Origin of the sequence: Bradyrhizobium sp. NC92, assembly GCF_025200865.1 — a bacterium.
Lineage (GTDB): Bacteria > Pseudomonadota > Alphaproteobacteria > Rhizobiales > Xanthobacteraceae > Bradyrhizobium.
In genome coordinates this window covers 2,702,909-2,723,442 of the sequence record NZ_CP104171.1, presented here as the reverse complement: position 1 = coordinate 2,723,442, position 20,534 = coordinate 2,702,909, and the positions used below count along the sequence as shown (strand labels likewise).

The following is a 20,534-nucleotide window of genomic DNA, read 5'->3' as shown; positions in this document are numbered from 1 at the left end:
ATGCGCAAGAACCAGGTTGCCGTCGTCGGCGCAGCCGAGACCACCGAGCTCGGTGTCATCCCCAACGCCTCGCAGCTCCAGCTGCATGCGGACGCCGCGCTCAACGCCATTGCCGACGCCGGGCTGAAGCTCTCCGACATCGACGGCTTTGCCACCGCGGTCGAAACGCCGCAGCAGGTCTGCCATTATCTCGGCATCAAGCCGACCTGGGTGGACGGCACCTCGGTCGGCGGCTGCTCCTTCATGCTGCACGTCCGGCACGCGGCGGCGGCGATCGAGGCGGGTCTCTGCAAGACGGTGCTGATCACCCACGCCGAGAGCGGCAAGTCGATGATCGGCAAATTGCCGCGCTCGACGCCGGCCGACAGCCTCAACGGTCAGTTCGAGGCGCCCTACGGCGTCTACGGCCCGCCCAGCATGTTCCCGATTCCCGTGCTGCGCTTCATGAAGACCTACGGCATCACCCACGAGCAATTGGCTTCGGTGGCGGTGGTGCAGCGGGAATGGGCGGCGAAGAATCCGCGGGCGATGATGAAGGATCCGATCACGGTTGCCGATGTCCTCAACTCGCGCATGATCGCCTATCCGTTCCGGCTGCTGCAGTGCTGCCTCGTCACCGACGGCGGCGGCGCGCTGATCCTGACCTCGGCCGACCGCGCCAGGGATTTTCCGCGGAAGCCGGTCTACATCATGGGCACCGGCGAGAGCGTTGAGACGCCGATGGTCAGCCAGATGGAGACGTTCAACTCCTCGCGTGCGTTCAAGACGGCGGGGCCGCTGGCCTTCAAGGAGGCCGGCATCGCGCACGGGGACGTCGATCATCTCATGATCTACGACGCATTCGCGCATCTGCCGCTGTTCGGCCTCGGCGATCTCGGCTTCATGCCGTACGAAGAAACCGGCCAATTCATCGCCGACGGCAACACGCGGCCTGGGGCCAAGCTGCCGCTCAACACCAACGGCGGCGGATTGAGCTACATGCATTCGGGCATGTACGGCATGTACGCGCTGCAGGAGAGCGTGCGCCAGATGCGCGGGATCGCGCCGGCGCAGGTGCCGAACGCGAAGATTTCGGTGTGCCACGGCGTCGGCGGCATGTTCGCGGCGAGTGGCACGATCGTGTTCACGAACGAGAGGTAATGGCTGCTCGCCTCTCCCTCTCCCCGTTCTTACGGGGAGAGGGTTGGGGTGAGGGGCTGCATCCACATACACCAGACTCGCGGAGAGTCCCCCTCACCCGAATTCGAGCTTTGCTCGAATTCGACCTCTCCCCGCAAGCGGGGCGAGGTAAGAAAACAGGAGAACCCACATGAGCAAATCACTGCAAGACAAGGTCATCATCGTCACCGGCGCAGGGCGCGGCATCGGGCGCGAGATTGCGCTCTTGTGCGCGGCCGAGGGCGCCAAGGTCGTCGTCAACGATCCCGGCGGAGCTGCCGACGGCGCGGGCGCGAACGCGGCGCCCGCCGAGGAGGTGGTCGAGGAGATCAAGAAGCGCGGCGGCACGGCGGTCGCCAATTTCGAAAGCGTCGCGGAAGCTATTCCCGCCAGCAAGATCGTGAAGACCGCGACCGATCATTTCGGCCGGCTCGACGGCGTCGTCAACAATGCCGGCATCCTGCGCGACATGATCTTCCACAAGATGAGCGTGGAAGCCTTCGAGGCCGTCATCAAGGTGCATCTGATGGGCTCGTTCTACGTCAGCCACGCCGCGGCGCGCATCTTCCGCGAGCAGGAGTCGGGCTCGTTCGTGCACTTCACCTCGACCTCGGGCCTGATCGGCAATTTCGGCCAAGCCAACTACGCGGCGGCCAAGCTCGGCATCGTCGGGCTGTCGAAGTCGATCGCGCTCGACATGGGCCGCTTCAACGTCCGCTCCAATTGCGTCTCGCCGTTCGCCTGGACGCGCATGATCGGCACCATCCCGACCGAGACCGACGCCGAGAAGGCGCGCGTCGAGAAAATCAAGCAGATGGGCCCGGAGAAGATCGCCCCCCTCTGCGGCTATCTGCTCGGCGATTCCGCCAAGGACGTCACCGGCCAGATCTTCGGCGTGCGCATGAACGAGATCTTCCTGTTCAGCCAGAACCGCCCGATCCGCTCGGTGCAGCGGAGCGAAGGCTGGACGCCGCAGTCGATTGCGGAACACGGCATGCCGGCGCTGAAGGGCTCGTTCTACAAGCTCGACCGCTCCGCCGACATCTTCACCTGGGATCCGGTGTAACCGATCCCTGCCTTTGCTGCATTGCGATCTCCGGTTGTCCAGCCGGAGATCGCCCGCTTTACGCCCGATTGCGGGCGGATGGTTTGCTCCCAATAAAAAAAATCGGGAGGCAACCATGACAAAACCACTGACCATTCCCGCAAATAGCAGCGAGCCCTCTCTCGCGCGCCGCACGCTGTTGAAGGGCGCTGCCGCCGCAGTCGCGGCGACGGGCGTCACCATGAACGGAGCCTTGAACGGAGCCTTGGCGGCTTCCGTCGCGCCCCTCGGCCAGACCGGCGCACCGACGAGATCGACGGCGCCGCTGCCGCTCGGACCATTGCCGGGCAGCCGCTACCCCGACTCTCATCTGGAATCGGCCAAGAAGGGACCGCCGACTTTCGGTCCTTCCGGCTTTCCGGCCTTCGCCGGCACCATGGCGGTCGAGCGTGTCGCAACCGGCTTCCGCTGGGCCGAGGGGCCCGTCTATTTCGCAGCCGGGCGATACGTGCTGTTCAGCGACATTCCGAACAACCGCATCATGCGTTTCTGCGAGGACGACGGTCACCTCAGCGTCTATCGCCAGCCGTCGATGAACTCGAACGGCAACACGATCGATCGCGAGGGACGCCTGATCACCTGCGAGCATAGCGGCAGGCGTGTGACGCGGACCGAGCTCGACGGCTCGATCACGATCATTGCCGACAAGTACAACGGCAAGCGGCTGAACTCCCCGAACGATGCGGTCGTAACCGCCGATGGCGCGATCTGGTTCACCGATCCCGCTTACGGCATCGGCGGTTTCTATGAGGGGATCAAGGCCGACCCCGAGCAGGACAAGAAGAACGTCTACCGCGTCGATCCGAAGTCCGGAGAGGTCAAGGTCGTGGTCGACGATTTTGTCGAGCCCAACGGGCTTGCCATCTCACCCGACGAGAAGAAGCTCTACGTCTGCGACACCGGGTTCACCGACGGGCCGGACAATCCTTCGCATATCCGCGTGTTCGACCTCGACGTCGCGGCAGGCAAGGTCTCCAACAGCAAGGTCTTTGCAGACATGCCGAAGCCCGGCATCACCGACGGCGTTCGCTGTGACACCGAGGGGCGGGTCTGGTGCTCGGTCGGTTGGGGCGATCCGAACGAAGACGGCGTGCGCTGCTATACGTCCTCGGGCGAATTGCTCGGCAAGATCCACATTCCCGAGACCGTGGCAAACCTGTGCTTCGGCGGCCAGCAGCGCAACAGACTCTATATTTGCGGCTCGACATCGCTTTATGCCGTCTACACCAGCGTGCAGGGCGCGATGAAGCCGTGAGTTGGTGACGTCGAGGTTCCGGGTTCGCCCTTCGGGCGCCCCGGAACGACGTTGCAGCTACCCCGTATTCCGCAACCCCGCCGAGATCCCGTTGATCGTCAGCTGGATCCCGCGCAGCACCTGCTCGTCCGGGTTCTGCGCGCGATGCTCTTTCAAGAGTTCGACCTGCACGTGGTTGAGCGGATCGAGATAAGGAAAGCGGTGGCGCACGGAGCGCTCCAGCAGCGGGTTGCCCTGCAGCAGCCGGTCCTGGCCCATGATGTCCAAGAGTGTCTCGATGCAGGAATGCCATTCGCGGCGGATGCGGCCGAAGATTTTTTCGCGCAAGGCCTCGTCGGGCACGAGCTCGGCATAGCGCGAGGCGATCGCGATCGAGCTCTTGGCGAGCACCATGTCCATGTTCGACAGCAGCATGCGGAAGAACGGCCATTCCTTGTAGAGTTCTTTCAGGAACGGCATGCCCTTATCGGGATGCTCCGCGATCCACTGCTCGACCGCGCTGCCGAAGCCGTACCAGCCGGGCAGCATCAGGCGGCATTGCGCCCAGGAGAACACCCATGGAATGGCGCGGAGGTCCTCGATCGCGCGGGTCTTCTTGCGCGAGGCCGGACGGCTGCCGATGTTGAGCGTGGCGATCTCGTTGATGACGGTGGACGACCAGAAGTAATCGACGAAGCCTTCGGTTTCGTAGACGAGGCCGCGATAGGCCTTGAAGGCGAGGTTCGACAATTCGTCCATCGCCGTCAGATATTCGCGGCGCGGTGCGCTCTGGCGCGGATGCAGGAGGCTCGCCTCCAGCGTCGCCGCGGCGAGAATCTCTAGATTGTTGCGGCCGACCTCGGCGTTGGAATATTTCGACGAGATGATCTCGCCCTGCTCGGTGATGCGGATCTGGCCATTCACGGCGCCGCCGGGCTGGGCGACGATGGCGTCATAGCTCGGCCCGCCGCCGCGTCCGACAGAGCCGCCGCGGCCGTGGAACAGGCGCAAGCGCACGTGATGGCGCTCGAAGACTTCGACGAGGCCGATCTCGGCCTTGTAGAGCTCCCAGCCCGAGGTGACGAAGCCGCCGTCCTTGTTCGAGTCGGAATAGCCGAGCATGACCTCCTGTACGCTGCCGCGGCTGTCGACGAGGCGACGGTAATCGTGCAGCGACAGCATGCGATCCATGATGCTGCTCGAGGCCTGCAGATCCTCGATGGTCTCGAACAGCGGCACGATGTTGATGGCGCTGCGGCCGGAGGGATGGACGAGGCCGACCTCCTTCAAGAGCACGGCGACCTCGAGCATGTCGGACATGCCCTTGCACATCGAGATGATGCATTGGGGAATGGCGTCCGAGCCGAACTTCGCATGCGCTTCCGCGGCGGCATGGAACACGTTGAGCTCGCCCATGGTCTCGTCGCTGTATTTGACGAAAGGAGAGACCAGCGCGCGCGTCGAGCGCAGCTCGTTGGTCAGCAGCGAGATGCGGGCCTCCTCGCCGAGCGCGAGATAGGACATGCCGGGGTTGGCGGCGTCGATCAGCTCGGCGATGGTGCGCTCGTGCACCGCCGAATTCTGGCGGATGTCGAGCCGGGCGAGGTGAAAGCCGAAGCAGTCCACCGCGCGGCGGAGCAGCCGCAGCCGGCCGCGGGCGATGACGCGGGCATTGTTGGAGATCAGCGAGCGATGCAGCACGTCGAGATCGGCCTGCAGCTCCCTGACGCTCTCGTAAGGCGCCGCCTTGCCGACCGGCCGGCGCGTGATCTCGACTTCGAGCTTTTCAGCCGTCGCGGTGAGCCGGGCATAGATGCCTGAGACCGCGAGGCGATAGGGCTCCCCGCTCCGATGCGGCGAGGTGTCCGGCGAGCGCTCCGCCAAATTGCGCAGCTCCTCCGAGACGTCGGCGAGATGGGCTGCGATCGACAGCTCGGCGCCGAGCACGTGCAGCTCGTTCAGATAGAACTGCATCACCCGGCTCGACTGCAGCCGCAGCGTGCCGCGCATCACGTCGGCGGTGACGAAGGGGTTGCCGTCGCGATCGCCGCCGATCCAGCTGCCCATCCGCAGGAACGAGGCAAGCTCGCTCGCGGCCGCCTCGCCGCCCTCCTCAAGCCGGTCCTCCAGCGCGTTGACGAGCCGCGGCACCTCGCGCAGGAAGGTGTAGTCGTAGAACGACAGGCCGTTGGCGACCTCGTCCAACACGGTGAGCTTGGTTCGGCGCAAGAGATTGGTCTGCCACAGCGTCAGCACCTCGCGGCGCAGCTGCTCGTCGCCGGCATCGGCCTCCTCCGCGGTCATGGCGACACGCTCGCGGCGGTCGAGCAGGGCTGCGATCTCCATCTCGCGGTCCATGGTGCTCTTGCGGCGGACCTCGGTCGGGTGCGCGGTCAGCACCGGGCTGACCAGCGCGGTCTTGAAGAAGCTGCGGAGCTGGTCGGGACCAATGCCCGCCGCCTTGGCGTGCGCCAGTGTCTCCGCCAGCACGCCGGAGCCGCCATTCTTGGCCGCGCTGCGCGCGCGCATCTGGCGGATGTTGTTCTGGTCCTCGGCGATGTTGGCAAGGTGGGAGAAATAGCTGAAGGCGCGGACGATCCGCACCGTCTCGGAGGTCGACATGCTGTCGAGGATCTGCTCGAGCTCGCGGCGGGCGAGCCGGTCCTCGTCGCGGTGGAACCGGATCGAGGTCTGGCGGATGCGCTCGACCAGGTCGAACAATTCGGCGCCCTCCTGATCGCGCACGGTGTCACCGAGAATGCGCCCGAGCAGGCGGATGTCGTCCCGCAGCCGGGCATCGGCCTCCATCGCCTGAACATCCTCAGGGCGGTTGGGGCGAAGCTCAGTGGCGTCGGATGTTACGGTCTGGAGGGACATGGCTCGCTCCCCTGCTCGCGCCCTTGGCGGCCCGGTCCGGCGGAGTGTGCGATATTTTTCTGCCGCAGTGCAAGATGAAGTTGGTGGCGGCGCGGCAGGGCGAAGATTTCTTGTCCCGCTGCAACGCCCCTTAGCGTTGCAGCGCGTCCGGGACCGAGGAGCGACAGAGCACATGTGCCGTGACATGGGCCCCGGCTCTGCAGCGCATCGCTGAACCGGACGATGCTCCGCATCGCCGGGGGAGCGCTGCGCTGCGTCCAGCGCACGAGAATGGCCGGCCTTGTCAACAAACATGCCTTCGCGGTCTCGCAGTGCTCGGGACATCCCGGCGAAGCGAAACCGATCATGTTTCATCATCCGAGAGCAGATGTTGGGTTTCGCTGGCGCTCTACCCATCCTACCGCGTTCGCCCTATGCCGGCACGATCACCTTGCCGATCGGCCAGAGCGCGATGCCGGCGAGCTTGAGATGCGCCCAGGCGAAGGGGATGCCGATGATGGTGACGGCGAGAACGAGCGCGGTCACGAGGTGGCCGAGCGCCAGCCACCAGCCGGCGAGCACGAACCAGACGATGTTGCCGATCACCCCGAGCGGGCCGGTGCCGATGTCCTCGACACCGGTCACGTCGTAGCGGCTGACCGCTTTCGAGCCGAACGGCAGCAGCGTGTAGACGGCGATGTTGAACGCCGCCCGCGCCCAGGGCAGGCCGATGATGGTGATCGCCATGACGATCGCCGCAATCAACCAGCCGAACGCCATCCAGGCGCCGCCGATGAGGATCCAGAGGATGTTGAGGAGAATGGATACGGGCGCCATGGGATGATCCGGAGGTGGATGATCCCAGCTATATAGGCTCGGAATCTGTCCCTGCTAAGACGCTTCAAGGCCCGCAAAGCGTAGCCGGATGAGCGTGGTCCCGTAGGGTGGGCAAAGGCGCCCTTGCGCCGTGCCCACGATCTTGTCTCCGCAAGCGAATTTGGTGGGCACGCTTCCGCTTTGCCCACCCTACGATATCGTCAGATTTTCCGGCCCGCCTGCTCCCAATAGGGATCGCGCAGGCGGCGCTTGAAGATCTTTCCAGAGTCTTCGCGCGGCAGGCCGCTGCGGATCTCGATGTGCTTGGGCACCTTGTAATCGGCCAGATGCGCCTTCAGCGCGGCGCGGACATCGGAGGCAGCGAGCGTGATCCCGGGTTGCGGCTCCACCACCGCCATCAGCGCTTCGCCGAACTCGGCATCGGGGATGCCGAACACGGCGCAATCATGCACGCCTGATACGGCGTGCAGCACGGATTCGATCTCGGCCGGATAGATGTTGACGCCGCCCGAGATCACCATGTCGCGCTTGCGGTCGCAGATGAAGACGTAGCCGTCTTCGTCGATATAGCCGACGTCGCCGGAGGTGATGAAGCCGTCGCGGTCGATCTCGGCGCGCTTCTCCGGCTTGTTGTGATAGGTGAAGTCGGCCATCTCGGCCATGCGGGAATAGATCTCGCCGATTTCGCCGACGCCGAGCACGCGGCCGTCCTCGCCGATGAAGCGCAGCTCGGCGCCGGGCGAGATCTTGCCGACGGTGCCGGGCTTCTTCAGCGCATCCTCGGAGGTCGCGAAGGTCACGGCGCTGGATTCGGTAGAGCCGTAGAATTCGTAGATCACCGGCCCCCACCAATCGATCATGGCGCGCTTGACGTCGGCCGGGCACGGCGCGGCGGCATGGATGACGTGGCGCAGCGAGGAGATGTCGTACCTCCTGCGCACCTCCTCGGGCAGCTTCATCAGGCGGATGAACATGGTCGGCACCATGAAGATGGTGTCGATCTCAAAGCGCTCGATCGCCTGCAGAAATTCCTCCGCCTCGAAGCGTGGCATCAGTACCAGCACCCCGCCGAGCTTGCCGGCGCGGATGCCGAACGAGTTCGGCGCGGAATGATAGAGCGGGCCCGGCAGCAGCGCGCGGGCGCCGGGCTTGAGCCCATAGATCATCTCGCGCATGCGCTCACCCGCGGCCTGCTGCTCCGGCGTCGGCGCGTTGCGGCGGACGCCCTTGGGATGGCCCGTCGTGCCCGAGGTATAGATCATGTTCATGGGCTGCGGCACGATCGGACCGTCATAGGGCTCATGTTGCGTGAGCCAGGCTTCGAAATCGGTCGCAAAACTCGGCGTCGTCAGATGATCCGGATCGATCCTGTAGTTGGAGCGGATTTCGGGCGGCGTCGGCACGCTGAGCACGGTGACGCCACGCGGGATCGCATCGCGCAAACCATGCAGCATGTCGGCATGAGCGATCAGGACGGCTGTGCCGGAATCTTCGAGGATGTAGGTGATCTCCTCCGGCTTGAAGTGCCAGTTGATCGGCACGCCATAGGCGCCCAGCCGCATCGCGGCGTAGGCAGCTTCCAGGAAGGCGATGTCGTTGCGCATCAGCATGCAGACGCAATCGCCCTGGCGGACGCCGATTTTGGCGAGGCCGGCGGCGATGCGGCCCGTGCGGTCAGCGACCTCGGCGTGAGAACGGCGGCGGTCGCCGGAGACGATGCCGAGGAAGTGAGACGTTTCGTTCATTTGTTGAGTTCCGATCTTTCGTCGGGTTGAAGACTTTAGCCACGAGCACCCTCGTCATTCCGGGATGCGCCGAAGGCGCAGGCTACGATGCGCAATTGCGCATCTGAGAATCCATAACCACGAGTCGGGGTTATGGATTCCGGGCACGCCGCTTACGCGGCGCCCCGGAATGACAGGAGGCTAATCCACATACTTCGCCACGCGCTTTTCCAGGTTGGCGCGGACCGCCTCGGTCTGGTTGGGGCTGCCGATCAGCTTCTGCTGCTCGACGGATTCGGCGAGCAGTGCCGGGCCCGGATCGACCGAGAGATTGTTCAGCATCCGCTTGGCCGCGCGGATCGCATCGGGGCTTTTCCCTGCGATCTCGCGCGCGACGTCCAGCGCCACAGCACGCGGATCGTCGCAGATGCGCGTGGCAAGGCCGTAGGCCAGCGCCTCCTGCGCGGAGAAGATGCGGCCCGTGTAGGTGAGATCGCGCAGGATGTCGTCGCGCACCAGCGAGGCCAGGATCGGCGTGCCCGCCATGTCGGGCACCAGGCCCCATTTGATCTCCATGATCGACATTCGCGCATCCGCGCTGAGAAAGCGCATGTCGGCGCCGAGCGAGAGCTGGAAACCGCCGCCGAAAGCGACGCCGTGCACGGCCGCGATCACGGGCATCGGAAGCTGACGCCAGCCCCACACCGCCTGTTGCGCGAGGTTGGCCTTGCCATAGGTGCGCACCGTGAGATCGCGATTTTCGCCACCCGGAATTCCGTTGCCGCCCTTCTCCTTCATGGCGGCAAAACGCCCCATGTCCAGCCCGGCGCAGAAGGCGCGGCCTTCACCTGAGAGCACGACGGCGCGCACGCCTTTTTCCTTCGAAAGCCGATCGGTTGCGGCGGCGAGGGCCTCGAACATGGGCTGATCCAGCGCGTTCATCTTGTCCGCGCGCACCAGGCGCACATCGGCGACGCCTTCCGAGATCGAGATCGAGACGCGATCTTCCATGGATCAATTCTCCCCTGTTCTTGTTCGGTGCCGCTTTACAGGACGACGGCGGCCGGATTTAGTCAATCGACCAATTAACTGACAATCCCTACGGGGGAAACAGCCATGTTCAAGGAAAATCTTCTGGCCGGCCGGCGCATCCTCGTGACCGGCGGCGGCACCGGCCTCGGCAAATCGATGGCGGAGCGATTCCTCCAGCTCGGCGCCGAGGTGCACATTTGCGGCCGGCGCAAGATCGTCTGCGACGAGACCGCGACCGAGCTGATGGATCGCTACGGCGGCCGCGTCACCAGCCACGGCGTCGACATCCGAAACGCGCTTGCGGTCGAGGAGATGATCGAGACCATCTTCCGCGATGGTCCCCTCACCGATCTCATCAACAATGCGGCCGGCAATTTCATCTCGCGCACCGAGGAGCTCTCGCCGCGCGGCTTCGATGCGGTCGCCAACATCGTCATGCACGGCACGTTCTACGTGACCCATGCGGTCGGCAAGCGCTGGATCGCCTTGAAGCAGCCCGGCAACGTCGTCTCGATCACCACGACCTGGGTGCGCAACGGCTCGCCCTACGTGGTGCCGTCGGCAATGAGCAAGTCGGCGATCCACGCCATGACGATGTCGCTTGCCACCGAATGGGGACGACACGGCATCCGCCTCAACACCATCGCCCCGGGCGAGATCCCGACCGAGGGCATGAGCAAGCGCATCAAGCCGGGCGACGAGGCCGGCGTGCGCACCAAGGCGATGAACCCAATGGGCCGCGTCGGCACCATGGAGGAACTGCAGAACGTTGCCGTGTTCCTGATCTCCGGCGGCTGCGACTGGATCAACGGCGAGACCATCGCCATGGACGGCGCCCAGGCGCTCGCGATGGGCGGCAACTTCTACCAGCTCCGTGACTGGAGCGACGACGACTGGAAAACGGCGCGCGAGAGCATCATGGCGCAGAACGAGAAGGACCGCGCGAAGCGGGGATGATGCTTTCTCGTGCCCCGGACGCAGCGCAGCGCGCCGCCTTCGGCGTGGTGCGCTGCAGAGCCGGGGCCCATGTCGCAGCATGCTGGGTCCCGGCTCAGCAGCGCATCACTTCGTGCTGCGCAGCGTCCGGGACACGAGACGGCGGCATTCTCCTGCCATCTTGTCTTCATCCGCCGATGAGACCACACTCCCCCGCATAAAAACAAGAGCTACGGGAGAAACATGTCCACACAGCCATTGGCGAACCTCGCCGACATGGTGCGCGAGCGTGCGAAGAGCCGCGGCAGCGCCATCGCCTACGAGTTCGAAGGCCGCACCACCAGCTTTGCCGCGTTCGACATCAAGACCAACAAGGTCGCGAACGCGCTCCTCGCAATGGGCGTGACGAAGGGCGACCGCATCGCCTATCTCGGCAAGAACAGCGACATCTATTTCGAGCTCCTGATGGGTGCGATGAAGGCCGGCGTCGTCATGGCACCGGTAAACTGGCGGCTCGCCGGCCCTGAGGTCGCCTTCATCGTTTCGGATTGCAAGGCGCCGGTTTTGTTCGTCGGGCCGGAGTTCATCACGCAGGTGCGCCAGATCAGGGACCAGATACCGGGCGTGCGCACCATCATCACCGCCGAGGGCGGCGTGCCGGAATGGCCAGATTTCACGGCGTGGCGCGATGCGCAGCGCGGCGACGATCCCAAGGTGCCGATCGACACCAAGGACATCGCGATCCAGCTCTACACCTCGGGCACCACGGGCAAGCCGAAGGGCGCAATGCTGACCCACGCGAACTTCCTCAACCTGGTGCAGACCGGCAACGCCGAGGACAAGCCGGAATGGAACCGGTGGTCGACCGACGACGTCTCGCTGGTGGCGATGCCGATCTTCCACATCGGCGGCTCCGGATGGGGCGTGATGGGTCTCTACCACGGCGCCCGCGGCGTGATCGCGCGCGAGTTCGATCCGACCAAGGTTTTGGATTTCTTCGAGCAGTCGGGCATCACAAAGCTGTTCATGGTACCGGCGGCGATGCAGTTCGTGGTGCGGCAGCCGCGCGCCAGGACGGTCGACTTCTCGCGACTGAAATACATGCTGTACGGCGCCTCGCCGATTCCCGCAGCACTGCTGAAGGAATGCATCGAGGTCTTCAAATGCGGCTTCGTCCAGATGTATGGCATGACCGAGACGACAGGCACCATCGTCGCGCTGCCGCCGGAGGACCATATCGAGGGGCTGGAGCGGATGCGCTCGGCCGGCAAGGCGCTGCCGGGGGTCGAAATCGCAATTCTCGACGCCGACGGCAAGCCGCTGCCGCCGCGCCAGGTCGGCGAGATCGCGACGCGCTCGGGCTCCAACATGGCGGGCTATTGGAATCTGCCGGAAGCGACCGCCGCGACGCTGCGCGGCGACGGCTGGCTGCGCACCGGCGATGCCGGCTACATGGACGAGGACGGCTATCTCTACATCCACGACCGCATCAAGGACATGATCATCTCCGGCGGCGAGAACATCTACCCGGCCGAGGTCGAGAGCGCGCTGTGCGACCATCCCGACGTCGCGGAAGCCGCCGTGATCGGCGTGCCCGACGAGCAATGGGGCGAGGCGGTGAAGGCGGTCGTGGTGATGAAGCCCGGCAAACAGGCGACCGCCACCGACATCATCAACTTCACCCGGACGCGCATCGCCGGCTACAAGACGCCGAAGAGCGTGGAGTTCCTGCCGGCGCTGCCGCGGAATCCGTCAGGCAAGATCCTGCGGCGGCAGCTGCGCGAGCCGTATTGGGCGGGGAAGGATCGACGGGTGAATTGATCCGTGATGCCGTAGGGTGGGTTAGCCGCAGGCGTAACTCACCTTTTTGCTCACCACGCGGATGGCGCCGGTGGGTTACGCCCTGCGATCACGCTTCGCGCAATCGCAGCGCTAACCCACCCTACGAGATCCGTGCCAGCCTCAACGCTTCCCCGGCCCCATATAGCCGAACAAGAACCCTGCCACTTTCCGCATCTGGATCTCCTCGCTGCCTTCGGTGATCCGATAACGGCGGTGATGGCGATAGATGTGCTCGAACGGCTTGTGGCGTGAATAGCCCATGCCGCCATGGACCTGCATGGCGCGGTCGGCGGATTCGCAGCAGAGACGGTTTGCCCAATAGTTGCACATCGAGACGCGGTCGGAGAGTGTGCGCTCGATCTGCTCCTCGTTGAGCTGGTCCATTTCCCAGGCGGTCTTGCGGATCAAGAGGCGTAGCATCTCGGCCTGCGTGGCGAGCTCGACCAGCGGGAACTGGATCGCCTGGTTCTCGGCGAGCGCCTTGCCGAAGGGTTTGCGCTCGCGCGCGTATTTGACGCTCTCGTTGATGCAGTAGACGGCGGCGCCGAGCGAGCTTGCGGCCTGGCGGACGCGGTTCTGGTGCACGAAGCATTGCGCCAAGGATAGACCGCGGCCGACCTCGCCGAACTGCGCATCTTCGGGCACGAACACGTCGGTAAAGCTCACGCGCGGATGGTCGGTCGGCATGTTGAAGGTCCACATATACTCCTCGACCTTCACGCCAGCGCTTTTCGCCGGCACCAGGAAGCAAGTGATGCCGCGCGCATCGCCGTCATTGCCGCTGGTGCGCGCGAACAGCGCGCAGTGCGTGGCGACGTGCATGCCCGTGGTCCACATCTTCTCGCCGTTGATGATCCAGCCCTTGACGTTGTCGCGGGTCGCGGGCACTGCGCGCGTCTCCATGTGGGTTGCGTCCGAGCCGTGATGCGGCTCGGTCAGGCCGAAGGTGATGCGGTACTTGCCCCTGATCGAGCCGTCGATCATCGCCTTCTGGTCGTCGCGGCCGTAGCGGTCGAGCATGGTGACGACGGGAAAGTTGCCGACAATGGAGTGCTCGTTCTGGAGGTCGTTGTGCAGGCCGAGACCCTTTGCGGCGAAGTGCTCGCGGATCACGGCCATCCAGAGGTTGGAGCCGTCCTTGCCGCCATATTGCTTCGGCACCGGAAAGCGCAAATGCCCGGCGGCATCCGCAAGATCCTTGGCCTTGCGCAGCAGCGCCTCCCATTCGTGGCGCGGCAGACCGCCATTCTCGAAATCGGTGCGCGCCCATTCGCGGCGGTGGTCGAAGAAGCGGATGTTGTCGTCGGCTTGTTCGAGCGGCTTGATCTCGCGCTCGATGAAACGGTCGAGCTCTCCGAGATAGGCGACGAGATCGGCAGGCAATGAGAAATCCACAGGTTCTCTCCCGGATTGATTTTATCGTTTTGCGTTAAGGCGCTAGGCGCATTCTTGCTTGGCACGATTAAGGTGAGAAGAGCGCGTGCAAGTCAAGCAAGCCGAGACGTGACGATGGCGCAAGGCGCACCAGCGCAATTCGATGGTGCTCAGACGCACCCGCACGGTAGTATGGCGCCAATATTCCTTCGAAAGAAAATCCGGGAGCGCGCGATGGAGCTGAAATTCTCAAAGGTGGAACGCAAGGGGCCGATCACGATCGTGACGCTGTCGCGCCCCGAGGTCTACAACGCGCTGCACACCGACGCGCATTTCGAATTGCAGAAAGTGTTCGACGATTTCTCCGGAGATCCCGAACAGTGGATCGCGGTCGTCACCGGCGCCGGCGACAAGGCGTTCTGCGCCGGCAATGATTTGAAGTGGCAGGCAGCGGGGGGAAAACGCGGCTGGGACAAGGGCGGCTTTGCCGGCCTCACCTCACGCTTCGACTGCGACAAGCCGATCATCGCCGCCGTGAACGGCGTCGCTATGGGCGGCGGCTTCGAGATCGCGCTGGCCTGCGACCTCATCATCGCCGCGGAGAACGCAACCTTCGCCCTGCCCGAGCCGCGCGTTGGACTAGCCGCACTCGCCGGCGGCCTGCATCGGCTGCCGCGCCAGATCGGGCTGAAGCGCGCCATGGGCATGATCCTCACCGCGCGCCATGTCAGCGCCAAGGAAGGTCTTGAGCTCGGCTTCGTCAACGAGGTGGTGCCGCAGGGCGAGGCGCTGACGGCTGCGCTGCGCTGGGCGGAGATGATCGCCAAGAATTCGCCGATGTCGATCCGGGCCTCGAAGCAGGCGATCCAGAAGGGACTCGGCGTGTCGCTGGAGCAGGCCATCGCGGAGCAGCGCGACTACCCGGCCGTGCAGGCGATGGTCGCCTCGCAGGATTACATCGAGGGCCCGAAGGCGTTTTCCGATAAGCGGCCGCCGAAATGGGTGGGGAAGTGACCGCGCTCTGCGCGGTCATTCCGGGGCGCGCCCCGCTTGGGCGCGAACCCGGAATCCATCGAGGGTCCGAGGCGGTGGATGAATGGATTCCGGGCTCGTCGCTTCGCGACGCCCCGGAATGACAGCAAGAGAGCATCGCGCCCTACTCGCCTCGCGATAGCTCCCGCTTGTAGGACGCATAGTTCGGCTGATCGACCGCAAGCTTGTCCATCGTGGTTGCCCACAGATGCTCGGTGAGACCGGGGGTTGCCAGATCGACCTCGCCCTTGGCGATGCGATCGGCGAGCGCGCGGTTGAGCTCCATGACCGAGCCGTCGATGCCGAGCAGCGCGCGCAGGCGCTCCACCTCCTTCGCGTCGCTCCCCGCCTCCCGCGTCAGCTGCCGCGTCACGAGGTCGAGGATGTTGATGGCGACGCGCAGCTTGAAGGCTTGGTGGCCGGAGATCAGCGGCGTGATGTCGTTGCGGAGGAAATCGGCGACCGACTTGGTCAGCTCGATCGGGGTCGGCTCGTCCTGCATGTGTCAGCTCCCGCGCGGCGCCAGGAGGCGCAACAGATCGATCTCGGTCTCGCTGGCGCGGCGGCCGATCATGGCGCGCTCCATGGAATGGTCGGGCCCCTCGCGAAAACGCTGCATCATGCCGCCGCACATGATGCCCCAGCGCAGCGTGCCCATCACTTCCCAGAATTTCACGCGTTCGGGGTCGACCTTGCGGCCCGCCACCTCGTAACCGGCGAACAGTTCCTCGCGTGTGCCAAAGCCGCCGACGGGCTTGTCGATCTCGCCGAAGCGCCAGGAGTTGACGCAGACCCAGCCGAGGTCCTCCATGGGGTCGCCGAGATGGGCGAGCTCCCAGTCGAGCACGGCGCGGACACCATCCCGACCGATGATGAGATTGCCGTTGCGGAAATCGCCATGCACCAGCGTGGTCTCGGCCGCGGGACCGGGATCGTGGTCGCGCAGCCAGCGCAGCGCCAGCTCGAACACAGGCTTGGGCCAGTTCAGGCTGCGATAGTCGCGCTCGAACTCGGCGATCTCCTGGGTCGCGCCCCTGCTGCGCAGCTGAGGCAATTTGTCGTGCGGCAGCCGATGGAGACCTGCGAGAATTCCGCCGATCTGCCGCGCCAGAATGGGGCGCGCCGCAGCAAACTCCTCATCGCGAAGAATCTTGCGCGCGATGGTCTCGCCCTCGACCCTTTGCATGATGAAGCCGGTGCCGAGATCGTCTTCCGGCATGAGCACATGCATCACGCGCGGCGACGGCACGCCGGCTTCGAAGGCGAGCTGCATCAGCTGAGCTTCCGCGGCAAGACCGGCCGCACGGGTTGGCGCGGCGCCATAGCCTTTTGGCGAGCGGCGCAGGATGGCGCCGATTGGCCCGTTGGGATGCGTGATGTCGAAGCGCCAGGTTTCCTGGCTGGCGCCGCCGGACAGTTTTGCCGCAGAGGTGACGCCGGTCGCCCCTTCGCACCAGCGCTGGACGGTGCGTGAAAGCGCCGCCTCGATCATTTGCCCTTGAACTGCGCGGGCCGCTTCTCAAGGAAGGCGCCGACGCCCTCGCGGAAATCCTCGGTGTCGCCGGCGCGGAGCTGGCACTGGAATTCCAGATTGAGCTGATCCTCGAAGGAGTTTTCCGGGCTGTCCCAATAGAGCTTGCGGATCAGGGACAGTGCGACGGTCGGCCCGCTGGCGAGATCGCGCGCCAGCTTCATCGCTTCCTCCATCAGCACGCCGTCATCGTAGACACGGTTGACGAGACCCCATTCCAGCGCCTTCTCGGCCGGCAGCCGCTCGCCCATCAGCGACAATTCGATCGAGCGCGCGCGTCCGACGAGCCGCGGCAAGAGCCAGGTCGAGCCGCAATCCGGCACGAGGCCGATGCGGCGGAAGGCCTGCAGGAAATAGGACGAGCGCGCGCACAAAATCATGTCGCCGAGCAGCGCGAAGCTCATGCCGGCGCCGGCGGCGGGACCGTTGACTGCGGTGATGATCGGGCAATGCAGGTTGCGGATGCGGCGCAGGAAGGGATGAAAGCCGGTCTCCAGCGTCAGGCCGGCCTTGGTCTTCTTCGACTGGTTGTTGCGGCCCTGCAGATTAGCGCCGGTGCAGAACGCGCGCCCCGCGCCGGTCAGCACGACGCAGCGCACCTCGCCTTTCTTCTCCTCGATCGTATCGAGCGCTTCGGCAAGGCCCCCCAGCATGTCCACGGAGACCGCGTTCATCACCTCCTGATGGTCGAGCTTGAGGATCGCGACCGAACCATCGAAGTCGAGCGTGACGTGTTTGAACTGCATGGTTTCCTCGTCAGTTGCGGCCCGCGTCAGTTTCGCAGACCGGAATTTGGTTTTGTCGGGGCGCATATTTGATTTTTGGCGCGGTCTTGTCCATGGTGATCGGAGCATAGCAAGCAATCTTGTGCGCAGCGGCTGATGGGCCGCAGACCAAAATACAGGAAACGCGCCATGAACCTTTTCGACCTCTCCGGCCGCGTGGCCGTGATCACCGGTGGCAATGGCGGCATCGGCCTCGGCATCGCGCAGGCGCTCGCGGGCCAGGGCTGCAACGTCTCGATCTGGGGTCGCAATGCTGACAAGAACAAGGCCGCTGCCGCGAGCATGGCGGGCCTCTCGGGCAAGGTCGACAGCCGCGTCTGCGACGTCAGCGACCCGGCCTCGGTCGCTTCAGCGATGAAGGCCACGCTCGACACCTTCGGCCGGGTCGATGGCTGCTTCGCCAATGCCGGCATCGGCGGCGGCGGCCGGCGCGCCTTCATCGAGCGCACCGAGGAGGAATGGCGCACGATGTTCGCGACCAATCTCGACGGCGTGTTCCACGCCTTCCAGGCCGCGGCGAAGCACATGACGGATCGCGCCAATGCCGGCGATCCCTTCGGCCGCCTCGTTGCGACCTCGAGCCTCGCCTCGATCTTCGGCACCGCGCGCAACGAGCATTATGCCGCGACCAAGGCCGCCATCAACGCGCTGGTGCGCGCGCTCGGCGTCGAACTGGCGCGTTACGGCGTCACCGCCAATGCGATCCTGCCCGGCTGGATCAAGAGCGACATGACCGCAGGGCTCATGGCCAACGACAAGTTCGTCGCCAACGTGATGCCGCGGATTCCGATGCGGCGGTTCGGCGAGGCGTCAGATTTCGGCGGCATCGCGGTGTATCTGATGAGCAAGGCGTCGTCGTATCACACCGCGGACACGTTCGTGATCGACGGCGGCTATACCGCGTTTTGAGATTTCGTAGGGTGGGCAAAGGCGCTCTTGCGCCGTGCCCACCGTAAGCATTTTTCGAATGTCGTGGTGGGCACGCTGCGCTTTGCCCACCCTACGGCTCCTCGTTTTGTCAGCGCAGAAGGGAATGGGCAAATGTTCTCGCACGTGATGATCGGCACCAACGATCTCGACAAAGCCAAGACGTTCTACGACAAGCTGCTCGGCACGCTCGAGGTGCGGCCGGCCAGGGTCGACGGCCATCGCATCTTCTACATCACCAAGAACGGCGTGTTCTCGGTGTCGAAGCCGATCAACGGCGAGCCGGCGACATGCGCGAATGGCGGCACGATCGGCTTTGCCGCCAATTCGCCGGAACAGGTCGATGCGTGGCACGCGGCGGGCGTCGCGGCCGGCGGCAAGCCGATCGAGGATCCGCCGGGCATCCGCGAGGGCTCCGGGGTTAAGCTTTATCTCGCCTATCTGCGCGACCTCGACGGCAACAAGATCTGCGCGATGCATCGGATGCCGAATTGACGTAGACCCACCCACAGCTGTCATTCCCCGCGCAAGCGGGGAATCCAGTACGCCGCGGCCTCTCGATAAACGACCGACGTCTCGGAATACTGGATCGCCCGATCAAGTCGGGCGATGACAGCGGAGAGTGAGGCGCGAGCCTGCCGCCTTCCACACCCCATTCAAACAACATTTCAAACGACCTCGCGATATTCCATCGCATGGCATGGCCCGCGCGTGAAAATGCGCGCTCGCGCTTTGGCGGCGCTGCGTCTATTCTCCGGCCCAAACTGAACTCAGCGATCCCGGGAGGACCAATGACAAAACACACCTACATTCCCCGCACCACCAACTACACGCTCAATCCCGGCGACGAGCTCAACGATCTGCGGATGTCGGACCAGGTCCGGCCGCTCTACGATCACGTCAAGAAGTTCATCCGCGACACCATCGAGCCGATGTCGATCGAGTTCGCCAAGGCCGGCGAAAGCAAGGAAGATCGCTGGAGTTTTACGCCGAAGCAGCTCGAAGTGCTGGAGAAGGCCAAGAACAAGGCCAAGCAGGAAGGCCTCTGGAACTTCTTCCTGCCCGATGACGAGACCGGCCAGGGCCTGAAGAATCTCGACTACGCCTATATCGCCGCCGAGCTCGGCAAGAGTCCGCTGGCGTCCGAGACCATGAACTGCTCGGCGCCCGACACCGGCAACATGGAGGTGCTGGAGCGCGTCGGCACCAAGGAGCAGAAGGAGACGTGGCTGAAGCCGCTGCTCAACGGCGATATCCGTTCGGCCTATGTCATGACCGAGCCGAACGTCGCCTCCTCCGACGCCAAGAACATCTCGACCACCGCAAAGCTCGTCGGCGACGAATGGGTGATCAACGGCGAGAAGTATTACATCTCCGGCCTCGGCGATCCCCGCTGCAAGATCCTCATCGTGATGGTGAAGACCAATCCGGACGCGGCACCGAGCAAGCAGCAGTCGCAGATCCTGGTGCCGCGTGACACGCCCGGCGTCGAGGTGCTCGGTCCCATGTACGTGTTCGGCCAGGACCACGCCCCCCGCGGCCACATGCATATGCGCTTCAACAATGTGCGGGTGCCGAAGGAGAACATCCTGCTCGGCGAGGGCCGCGGCTTCGAGATCTCGCAGCTGCGGCTCGGACCGGGGCGCATCCATCACTGCATGCGCACCATCGGCAAGGCCGAGAAGGCGCTCGACCTGATGGTGCAGCGGGGCCTGACCCGCGAGGCCTTCGGCAAGAAGATCGCCCATCTCGGCGGCAACATGCAGATCATCGCGCAGGCGCGCTGCGAGATCGAGGCGATGCGGCTGATGGTGCTGAAGGCAGCCAAGGCGATGGACGTGCTCGGCAACAAGGAGGCCCGCGTCTGGGTCTCCATGGTCAAGGCCATGGTGCCCGAGCGCGCCTGCAGGATCATCGATCAGGCCATCCAGATGCACGGCGCCACCGGCATCTCGCACTGGACCCCGCTCGCCGAAATGTATCAGGACGTGCGGCACCTGCGCTTCGCCGACGGTCCGGACGAGGTGCACTGGATGGTGGTGGGCCGCCACGAGCTGAGCATGGCGTGAAGACTCTCTCCTCCCCCTCTCCCCGTTCTTACGGGGAGAGGGTCGGGGTGAGGGGCCTCTCTCCACACGCGAGGTGATCGAGGGACCTGTAC

Annotated in this window: 17 protein-coding genes; 9 read left to right on the top strand and 8 right to left on the bottom strand. The window is 64.7% G+C overall.

The features are described 5' to 3' along the window. The 3 genes from N2602_RS12730 to N2602_RS12720 all read left to right on the top strand — a co-directional run bounded on the left by N2602_RS12730 (position 1) and on the right by N2602_RS12720 (position 3,518). On the top strand, positions 1–1,140 hold the full coding sequence (locus N2602_RS12730) for a thiolase C-terminal domain-containing protein (protein WP_260382838.1): 1,140 nt from the start codon (positions 1–3) through the stop codon (positions 1,138–1,140). Positions 1,141–1,309: 169 nt separating this feature from the next. After that, positions 1,310–2,224 carry an SDR family NAD(P)-dependent oxidoreductase gene (locus N2602_RS12725; protein WP_109144458.1) on the top strand — a complete coding sequence of 305 codons (915 nt, stop codon included), beginning with the start codon at positions 1,310–1,312 and terminating at the stop codon, positions 2,222–2,224. Between the two features lie 115 nt (positions 2,225–2,339). Beyond that, on the top strand, positions 2,340–3,518 hold the full coding sequence (locus N2602_RS12720; protein ID WP_172784088.1) for an SMP-30/gluconolactonase/LRE family protein: 1,179 nt from the start codon (positions 2,340–2,342) through the stop codon (positions 3,516–3,518). A gap of 57 nt (positions 3,519–3,575) precedes the next feature. On the opposite strand, the gene ppc is transcribed toward N2602_RS12720, so the two are convergent. The 4 genes from ppc to N2602_RS12700 all read right to left on the bottom strand — a co-directional run bounded on the left by ppc (position 3,576) and on the right by N2602_RS12700 (position 9,925). After that, positions 3,576–6,374, bottom strand: coding sequence for a phosphoenolpyruvate carboxylase (gene ppc / locus N2602_RS12715; RefSeq protein WP_172784087.1), 2,799 nt, complete (start codon positions 6,372–6,374; stop codon positions 3,576–3,578). Positions 6,375–6,785: 411 nt separating this feature from the next. After that, positions 6,786–7,190: a YccF domain-containing protein gene (locus tag N2602_RS12710; protein WP_172784086.1), complete on the bottom strand. Its 405-nt coding sequence runs from the start codon at positions 7,188–7,190 to the stop codon at positions 6,786–6,788. A 200-nt stretch (positions 7,191–7,390) separates the two neighbouring features. Then, entirely contained in the window at positions 7,391–8,935 is a 1,545-nt protein-coding gene (locus N2602_RS12705) for an acyl-CoA synthetase (RefSeq protein ID WP_260382837.1), read from the bottom strand. Positions 8,936–9,115: 180 nt separating this feature from the next. Then, a complete protein-coding gene (locus N2602_RS12700) occupies positions 9,116–9,925 on the bottom strand; it encodes a crotonase/enoyl-CoA hydratase family protein (protein ID WP_260382836.1) in 810 nt (269 codons plus the stop codon). A gap of 105 nt (positions 9,926–10,030) precedes the next feature. Here N2602_RS12700 and N2602_RS12695 point away from each other — a divergent pair, with 105 nt between their 5' ends. Together N2602_RS12695 and N2602_RS12690 are read left to right on the top strand one after the other, a co-directional pair. Beyond that, the gene (locus N2602_RS12695; protein ID WP_260382835.1) at positions 10,031–10,903 is read left to right on the top strand and encodes an SDR family oxidoreductase; all 873 of its coding nucleotides are present in this window, start codon (positions 10,031–10,033) and stop codon (positions 10,901–10,903) included. Between the two features lie 222 nt (positions 10,904–11,125). Next, complete coding sequence (locus N2602_RS12690) at positions 11,126–12,703, top strand: fatty acid--CoA ligase (RefSeq protein WP_260382834.1); 1,578 nt, start codon at positions 11,126–11,128, stop codon at positions 12,701–12,703. Positions 12,704–12,844: 141 nt separating this feature from the next. On the opposite strand, the gene N2602_RS12685 is transcribed toward N2602_RS12690, so the two are convergent. Continuing rightward, complete coding sequence (locus N2602_RS12685; RefSeq protein ID WP_260382833.1) at positions 12,845–14,119, bottom strand: acyl-CoA dehydrogenase family protein; 1,275 nt, start codon at positions 14,117–14,119, stop codon at positions 12,845–12,847. Between the two features lie 213 nt (positions 14,120–14,332). Between N2602_RS12685 and N2602_RS12680 the strand changes: the two genes are divergently transcribed. Beyond that, on the top strand, positions 14,333–15,112 hold the full coding sequence (locus N2602_RS12680; RefSeq protein WP_260382832.1) for an enoyl-CoA hydratase-related protein: 780 nt from the start codon (positions 14,333–14,335) through the stop codon (positions 15,110–15,112). Between the two features lie 142 nt (positions 15,113–15,254). Here the strand turns inward: N2602_RS12680 and N2602_RS12675 are convergent, their stop codons facing one another. The 3 genes from N2602_RS12675 to N2602_RS12665 are packed head-to-tail and all read right to left on the bottom strand — an operon-like array spanning position 15,255 to position 17,407. Beyond that, the gene (locus N2602_RS12675) at positions 15,255–15,632 is read right to left on the bottom strand and encodes a DUF6285 domain-containing protein (protein WP_260382831.1); all 378 of its coding nucleotides are present in this window, start codon (positions 15,630–15,632) and stop codon (positions 15,255–15,257) included. 3 nt (positions 15,633–15,635) lie between these two features. Then, positions 15,636–16,622 (bottom strand): phosphotransferase family protein, encoded by a 987-nt coding sequence (locus N2602_RS12670; protein ID WP_260382830.1) that lies wholly within the window; start codon positions 16,620–16,622, stop codon positions 15,636–15,638. Beyond that, entirely contained in the window at positions 16,619–17,407 is a 789-nt protein-coding gene (locus N2602_RS12665; protein ID WP_260382829.1) for an enoyl-CoA hydratase/isomerase, read from the bottom strand. The genes N2602_RS12670 and N2602_RS12665 overlap by 4 nt, the downstream gene beginning before the upstream one ends. Positions 17,408–17,575: 168 nt before the next feature. On the opposite strand from N2602_RS12665, the gene N2602_RS12660 reads away from it, so the two are divergent. From N2602_RS12660 to N2602_RS12650, 3 genes are all read left to right on the top strand, one after another. Next, positions 17,576–18,355, top strand: coding sequence for an SDR family NAD(P)-dependent oxidoreductase (locus tag N2602_RS12660; protein WP_172784075.1), 780 nt, complete (start codon positions 17,576–17,578; stop codon positions 18,353–18,355). Between the two features lie 132 nt (positions 18,356–18,487). Next, positions 18,488–18,868 (top strand): VOC family protein, encoded by a 381-nt coding sequence (locus N2602_RS12655; protein WP_260382828.1) that lies wholly within the window; start codon positions 18,488–18,490, stop codon positions 18,866–18,868. A 296-nt stretch (positions 18,869–19,164) separates the two neighbouring features. Further along, positions 19,165–20,442 (top strand): acyl-CoA dehydrogenase family protein, encoded by a 1,278-nt coding sequence (locus N2602_RS12650; RefSeq protein ID WP_260382827.1) that lies wholly within the window; start codon positions 19,165–19,167, stop codon positions 20,440–20,442. Positions 20,443–20,534 lie beyond the last annotated feature (92 nt).

Bases quoted from the DNA above. Each gene is read 5' to 3' on its own strand.
- N2602_RS12650 (WP_260382827.1), top strand. From the start codon at position 19,165: ATGACAAAACACACCTACATTCCCCGCACCACCAACTACACGCTCAAT.
- N2602_RS12660 (WP_172784075.1), top strand. From the start codon at position 17,576: ATGAACCTTTTCGACCTCTCCGGCCGCGTGGCCGTGATCACCGGTGGC.
- N2602_RS12680 (WP_260382832.1), top strand. From the start codon at position 14,333: ATGGAGCTGAAATTCTCAAAGGTGGAACGCAAGGGGCCGATCACGATC.
- N2602_RS12700 (WP_260382836.1), bottom strand. From the start codon at position 9,925: ATGGAAGATCGCGTCTCGATCTCGATCTCGGAAGGCGTCGCCGATGTG.
- N2602_RS12655 (WP_260382828.1), top strand. From the start codon at position 18,488: ATGTTCTCGCACGTGATGATCGGCACCAACGATCTCGACAAAGCCAAG.
- N2602_RS12670 (WP_260382830.1), bottom strand. From the start codon at position 16,622: ATGATCGAGGCGGCGCTTTCACGCACCGTCCAGCGCTGGTGCGAAGGG.
- N2602_RS12690 (WP_260382834.1), top strand. From the start codon at position 11,126: ATGTCCACACAGCCATTGGCGAACCTCGCCGACATGGTGCGCGAGCGT.
- N2602_RS12695 (WP_260382835.1), top strand. From the start codon at position 10,031: ATGTTCAAGGAAAATCTTCTGGCCGGCCGGCGCATCCTCGTGACCGGC.
- N2602_RS12675 (WP_260382831.1), bottom strand. From the start codon at position 15,632: ATGCAGGACGAGCCGACCCCGATCGAGCTGACCAAGTCGGTCGCCGAT.
- N2602_RS12725 (WP_109144458.1), top strand. From the start codon at position 1,310: ATGAGCAAATCACTGCAAGACAAGGTCATCATCGTCACCGGCGCAGGG.
- N2602_RS12710 (WP_172784086.1), bottom strand. From the start codon at position 7,190: ATGGCGCCCGTATCCATTCTCCTCAACATCCTCTGGATCCTCATCGGC.
- ppc (WP_172784087.1), bottom strand. From the start codon at position 6,374: ATGTCCCTCCAGACCGTAACATCCGACGCCACTGAGCTTCGCCCCAAC.
- N2602_RS12730 (WP_260382838.1), top strand. From the start codon at position 1: ATGCGCAAGAACCAGGTTGCCGTCGTCGGCGCAGCCGAGACCACCGAG.
- N2602_RS12705 (WP_260382837.1), bottom strand. From the start codon at position 8,935: ATGAACGAAACGTCTCACTTCCTCGGCATCGTCTCCGGCGACCGCCGC.
- N2602_RS12720 (WP_172784088.1), top strand. From the start codon at position 2,340: ATGACAAAACCACTGACCATTCCCGCAAATAGCAGCGAGCCCTCTCTC.
- N2602_RS12665 (WP_260382829.1), bottom strand. From the start codon at position 17,407: ATGCAGTTCAAACACGTCACGCTCGACTTCGATGGTTCGGTCGCGATC.